Here is a 2,844-nt window from a genome sequence, read left to right as displayed (position 1 = left end):
TTCACCAACAATTGCAATATGCTTATTTTTGTCAGCAGATTTCTGTCCAATTACACCATTTAGGAATTCATCATGCTTGTAAGTTCGGATGATAACTTCTTTCTCTAATTGATGTACCTCTTCCATTGGCAAAATTCCACTGCGGCGCTGCTGCTGTTTGCGTTCCACCAATCCAAGGGGTACATATACCCTAACCTCAAATCCTTGTTCGGTTGCTCTCCGTCTGAATCTCAGTTCCTCTTGTTGTTCTTGAAGCATTTCTTGACAAACTAATTGCCAATTGATCGTAAAGTTTAGGTTTGGATCTTTGGTATTAGGCTGCAATTTCAAATCATGTTCAGCAATAAACTCCAGTGGCTTAAAACCTAAAGTATTAAATATCGATATGGCATAATCCCTATCTATTGGAATCCCTCTAAGCAAGCGTTTGACTGTGCTAAAACTTACATGAGCTTGAGGTGCAAGATATTCTGGCGTCCAGCAGGTTTTTCCTCTTTTATTATCTTGACTGTCAGATTTCTTCAGTTCAGCCATCCGTAAGCGAACTTTATCCCGACCTGCTTCATCGATCCAAACGCTGCGAGATTTCTGTACTTGACTCATTGCTAATAACCAACACCTTGAAAAGTACCCTGAGATTTTGCACCAGTTGCTCTGACCCGACGGGGAATCAATTCCCCGTCTAATAGCGAAAGTCGTCTAAAGACGACTGAGTAAGAAATTCAGTCCACTTAAGTGGACTTTCGCTATGACGCTGGGGTTTGAACCCCAGGCGGGCTTTCAGCACAGGTGCAAGATCTAAAACCAGCATAATCACCGCCAACCTACTTGACCAGTTCAGAACGGTTCACTTTATTCTGAACCGTTTTGCTCTGGTGAAGCAGAGGTCGATCTCGATAGTCTCAAATTATCGAGTTCAAACTTAATGAAATGACTTACTCCCTCTCTTACAACCACTCAGACGACTTCAACTTCAATAGCGATGATGACTCGCTGCAAACCTTCCCTCACTTCCAAAGCGGCGAAATCGCGAACGAATTGGAAATGGTAATCATGGATATCCTGGAAATGGTATTAGGCGATCGCTTCCGTTACTGTCCCCAAGTCCCATTAGAAGCGATCTGTTCTCGTCCGGAAACCTTCTACCGTCTTCCCGATGACCTCTGGAAATTCTGGGTCAGTTCCAGAGTGGATATCGCTGCGATCGAACGAGGCTATCGTGCTACCCGCAAAGCCAAGTTAGTTGTCGAGTGTCAATCTCAGTACCACGATTCGCTAGATGCACAGGTGCGCGATCGCAAAAAAGCTGGATTACTCGCCTCTGTCGGTGTTCCCCTCGTTTACGTGCGTCGAGTTGATGAGGATCGAAGGTTCTATCGGTTTTACACTCCCAACAATCGAGAAGAAGTGATTTACAACCTGATTACCCAACAAGGAAGAAATGAATTAGAAACTTTTTTACAGAGGTTATTGTGATGAGTTAACAACTGCTATGGCGATCGCTCTCCGAATTCCGGAAATTGTGCGATCGCTTCCTCTCCTTTCAGCTATCATTACCAGAGGTAGTTGCTTGTACCAAACCCTTGATTCTAAAGACTTCTTCCCCGACGCCCGACGCCCTAGCTATACTATCTTTGCTGACTAACCGGAATCTCTATAACAAACTCCGCACCTTCTCCCGGTGCTGAATTACACGTTAATTGACCGCTATGTTTGTTGATAATCTGGTAGCTAATTGACATTCCCAAACCTGTGCCAGAACCTACTGGTTTGGTTGTAAAAAATGGATCGAAAACTCTTTGCTGTACTTCTTCTGTCATCCCTGGCCCATTGTCAGCAATCCGAATAATGGCTCGCTCGCTGTCTTTAAGTTCTGTAGTAATCTTAATCGATCTATCTTCATTAATTGATGGCTGTTCTAAAGCATCGATCGCATTATTTAATATATTCATAAATACCTGATTTAATTGTCCGGCATAGCACTGAATTTTGGGTAATTCACCGTAATTTTTGATAACTTGAATCTCTGGAATATTTGCTTTTGCTTTCAAGCGACTTTGCAAAATCAACAATGTGCTATCCAGACCTTCATGAATATCAACAGCCTTCATTTCCGCTTCGTCCAATCGGGAGAAGTTCCGCAAGGATAAGACAATCTGCCGGATGCGATCGGCACCCATTTTCATCGAACCAAGGATTTTGGGTAAGTCTTCCTTAATAAAATCTAAGTCAATTTCTTCTCCTTGTTCTTGAATTTCTTTCACAGGATTGGGATAGAATTTTCGGTACAGTTCCAGCAAGTCGATCAAATCTGCGACGTATTGTTTGGCAGGGGTAATATTGCCGTAGATGAAGTTAACGGGATTGTTAATTTCGTGCGCGACACCAGCAACCATTTGTCCCAAACTGGACATTTTTTCGCTTTGCACCAATTGAGCTTGAGTTTGTTGCAATTCGTACAGAGTTTGTTCTAGTTTGGTGGCTTGCTCTTGCGCTTTCACAGCAGCTGTGCGAGTTTGTTTGTAGAGTTCCGCTTGGTCGATCGCGATCGCCAATTGATCTGCAACTGCTTGCAGCAGATCCACTTCCTCATCTCGCCAAGGTCGAGAACCGCTAGAATGACTGCAACTAACCAAACCAATTTCGCCGGATGTTGTATGTATCGGCAATGCCAATAAAGCCGTGTAGCCGACGCTGAAAAAGAACCTTCGTTCTATCGGATCGGTCAAATTCCTGACGCTATCGATCCGAGTTATTTCCTTATTAAAAGTTTTGGTTGTCAATGGCCCCAGTGCCATAACATGAATCTTGCGCTCTAATAAAGTAGGAAATGCTAAATTCCTG

The 2,844-nt window shown here is 43.4% G+C and carries 3 protein-coding genes and 1 pseudogene; 2 read left to right on the top strand and 2 right to left on the bottom strand.

Annotated elements, in window-relative coordinates; translation table 11 throughout:
- Positions 1 to 603, bottom strand: a pseudogene (locus H6S82_RS27255) (hypothetical protein); the annotation flags it as partial.
- Between the two features lie 327 nt (positions 604 to 930).
- Here H6S82_RS27255 and H6S82_RS27250 point away from each other — a divergent pair.
- Both H6S82_RS27250 and H6S82_RS27245 read left to right on the top strand, forming a co-directional pair.
- Positions 931 to 1,476, top strand: coding sequence for a DUF2726 domain-containing protein (locus tag H6S82_RS27250; protein ID WP_190467861.1), 546 nt, complete (start codon positions 931 to 933; stop codon positions 1,474 to 1,476).
- Positions 1,477 to 1,492: 16 nt separating this feature from the next.
- On the top strand, positions 1,493 to 1,645 hold the full coding sequence (locus H6S82_RS27245; RefSeq protein WP_190467858.1) for a hypothetical protein: 153 nt from the start codon (positions 1,493 to 1,495) through the stop codon (positions 1,643 to 1,645).
- Here the strand turns inward: H6S82_RS27245 and H6S82_RS27240 are convergent.
- A partial coding sequence (locus H6S82_RS27240) for an ATP-binding protein (protein ID WP_191057037.1) occupies positions 1,629 to 2,844 on the bottom strand: 1,216 nt, incomplete at its 5' end. The two genes, H6S82_RS27245 and H6S82_RS27240, sit on opposite strands and share 17 nt — an antisense overlap.

Origin of the sequence: Planktothrix sp. FACHB-1355 (assembly GCF_014748295.1) — a bacterium.
GTDB classification, from domain to species: domain Bacteria; phylum Cyanobacteriota; class Cyanobacteriia; order Cyanobacteriales; family Aerosakkonemataceae; genus Aerosakkonema; species Aerosakkonema funiforme_A.
Note: the sequence above shows the minus strand (reverse complement) of the source record. Positions and strands in the feature narration are given on the sequence as shown.